Origin of the sequence: Corynebacterium sp. (assembly GCF_030152825.1) — a bacterium.
Classification (GTDB): domain Bacteria; phylum Actinomycetota; class Actinomycetes; order Mycobacteriales; family Mycobacteriaceae; genus Corynebacterium.
In genome coordinates this window covers 1-2,545 of record NZ_JASLIP010000082.1, presented here as the reverse complement: position 1 = coordinate 2,545, position 2,545 = coordinate 1, and the positions used below count along the sequence as shown (strand labels likewise).

Genomic DNA, 2,545 nt, shown 5'->3' with positions numbered 1-2,545 from the left:
GGCAGCTGGATCGACCCTGCCAAGCAGCTCGCCACAGTCGCCAACGTGCACGAAAATGGGTAGTGAAACTCGCCAGTGCTCCCCGCGCCAGCGGGGACGGTTCCTGCGCACGCGCAGCCAGCCCGGTATCGTCGGTTTTGTCGGGCAAATCTCCCGGCTCCGCGCTCATTTCGCGGGAGCTCAGCGAGACGAATCGACTGGAGGGCAACAATGGGGATCATTGATAGCGTGGTGGCCTGGGCTGGGGAACATGAGACATTCGTCTTCATCCTTTTCATGCTGCCGTTTGCCGTCGGGCTTGCCTACCTTTTGGGCGATGGCGACACCCACGGCTACTAGCGCGTTGCTCGCGCCTCGCTGCGGCGCAGCTGCCCGCCGTAACCTGTGGCTGTGCATGTGAATTTCACAATATTTATTGCAACTTTCCTAATAGAAAGTATAGTGAGGGCTTCTATCCACTAGCGCTGCTTTAACCTGCAGTGCGACACAGCCACAAGGGGATGTCATTGAAGAACGCGGCGAAGCGCCTCGCGGCAGCAGCGGCCACCATCCTGGCCGCAACCAGCCTCACGCTGGGCACCGGCCAGCCCATCGCTGCGGCGGGCCAGCAGCGGCTCCAGTGGCTCGAGCGGATCCAGTCTTTCCAGCGGGTCGAGTGGTTCCAGCGGCTCCAGCGGTAGCTCGCTGGGCAGTTCCCTCGGCAGCTCGGAGGCTCGGCTCGACCGGCTGAGCTTCAACCAGAACCGCATTATTCGTGGTGGCGCTGGCTTCTGGGTTCAGCGCGCTGACGGCTCCGTCAACCCCTGCACGGTGACCAACGTGGTCCGCAAGAAGAACGTCAACTACGCCGTCACCGCAGGCCACTGCATTTCCGGCCACGTCACGCAGATCCGCCACAAGGGTCAGGTCATCGCGGACGCCGCCGACGTCCGAGTCGGCTGGCACATCGTCCAGGGCGACAAGCGCCCCGGCGGGAACTTCATCAACGACTTCGGCTACTTCCGCCTCAAGCCGCACGTCAAGGTGCAGTACAACGTTGTCCACCTGGATCGGGTCCACCCAGTCCACCAGCCAGCCAGTGCTGCGACCCGCGCAATCCACCGCCGCGCGGTGAGCGCACCCTTCGGCGCCCCGCTGCGTGTCCACCAGGGCATGGTCGGCCGCATCGCCTGCAAGGAAGGCAACACCACCGGCCTGACCTGCGGCCCCATCGTCCGCGTCAACGAAAAGACCCAGGACGTCTCCGGGCTCATCCCGTCCCGCCCGGGGGACTCCGGTTCGCCGCTCTACCTGCTGGGCCGCGACGGCAAGCGCCACCTCATTGGCCAGCTCGCCGGTGGAACCCTCTACACCTACAAGTCCTACGACGGCTACGTCCACAACCTCGCGCGCATCAAGTAACGCCGCGAGCTGGGACGTCGTCGCCAGGGACGTCGCGATGACGGACGTCCTCACCTGGGACGTCGCCCCCTAACGGCCTCCGCCCCTCTACCGGCAGGTGAAGACAAGCCCGCCGGTCAGAGGGGCGTTATCATGCCTGGAGCCTTCGAATAACCAAAATGCTCATAATGTATTAAGTTCTACTTGTAGATATACGGGCATAGTTATCGAAGGGCGTAGCAACCGTGGGGATCAAGAAGTTCGCAGCAAAGCTCGCCGTCGCCGCACTAACCGGAGTGCTCGCACTCGGCGGGGCAGCCACCATCGGGGGAGGGGCGAATAACAGCCTGCTGGCCAGCGCGGATGCCGCACCAGTCGGATCCGGCTTCGCTTTCACTCCCACCGCGAAGGGCGCCTGCACCAGCACCATGGTCATCGCTATCCCCGGCGGCGGTAATACCGTCGACGGTGTGCCGGACTCCCTCCCGCACGGCTTCCTCGTCGGTCAGGTAGCCAACCAGCTCAGCGGGCACGGCATCGCCCAGCGCACCGTCAGCTACCGAGCAACCCCCTTCTTCACGCTGAGCTATGACCAGTCCATGCGCCAGGGCTACCAGAAGGCCCGCCAGCTGATCGCCCAGACCGCAGCGCACTGCCCGAACGCGAAGTTCGCGCTCGTCGGATTCTCCGAAGGCTCGGACATCGCCTCCCACATCATCGCGGATATCAACGCAGGTCGCGGCCCGATCCCGGCCAAGCGCTTCGCCACCGCCGCGCTGATCGCCAACCCACACAACGGCCCGGAGAGCAAGCACAAGGGCGGCACCCTGCGCGACGGGGAGGGCATCCTCGGCGCCATGCGTGGCTACGGCAAGCTCGGCGACCGCGTGCTCGACATCTGCAATATCGACGACTTCGTCTGCAACCGCTACGCCGCCACCCCGGGCACCCGCGAGATCGCCAAGAACGTCCTCCACGCCTCCGCGGCCAATGGCTTCGCTGGACTGAACCCGATGCAGGTCGCGGGCGAGGCCCCACGCATCGCGATGGGCACCCGCCAGCACACGAAGACCTACCAGTTCGTCAGCCCGATTCCGCACGCCGTCGGCCACGTCCTCGCCCACCGCGACCTTCCGAAGGCCGAGGACTAGGGCTAGGACGTCCA

General features: G+C 65.0%; 4 protein-coding genes. All 4 read left to right on the top strand.

The features are described 5' to 3' along the window. Positions 1-210 precede the first annotated feature (210 nt). The 4 genes from Q1V78_RS08625 to Q1V78_RS08610 all read left to right on the top strand — a co-directional run bounded on the left by Q1V78_RS08625 (position 211) and on the right by Q1V78_RS08610 (position 2,531). Positions 211-339, top strand: a complete 129-nt coding sequence (locus Q1V78_RS08625) for a hypothetical protein (protein ID WP_300613638.1) — start codon at positions 211-213, stop codon at positions 337-339. 161 nt (positions 340-500) lie between these two features. Next, positions 501-680, top strand: a complete 180-nt coding sequence (locus Q1V78_RS08620) for a hypothetical protein (RefSeq protein WP_300613636.1) — start codon at positions 501-503, stop codon at positions 678-680. A gap of 139 nt (positions 681-819) precedes the next feature. After that, positions 820-1,401 (top strand): hypothetical protein, encoded by a 582-nt coding sequence (locus tag Q1V78_RS08615; protein WP_300613634.1) that lies wholly within the window; start codon positions 820-822, stop codon positions 1,399-1,401. A gap of 224 nt (positions 1,402-1,625) precedes the next feature. Continuing rightward, a complete protein-coding gene (locus Q1V78_RS08610; RefSeq protein WP_300613632.1) occupies positions 1,626-2,531 on the top strand; it encodes a cutinase family protein in 906 nt (301 codons plus the stop codon). The last annotated feature ends 14 nt before the right edge of the window (positions 2,532-2,545 follow it).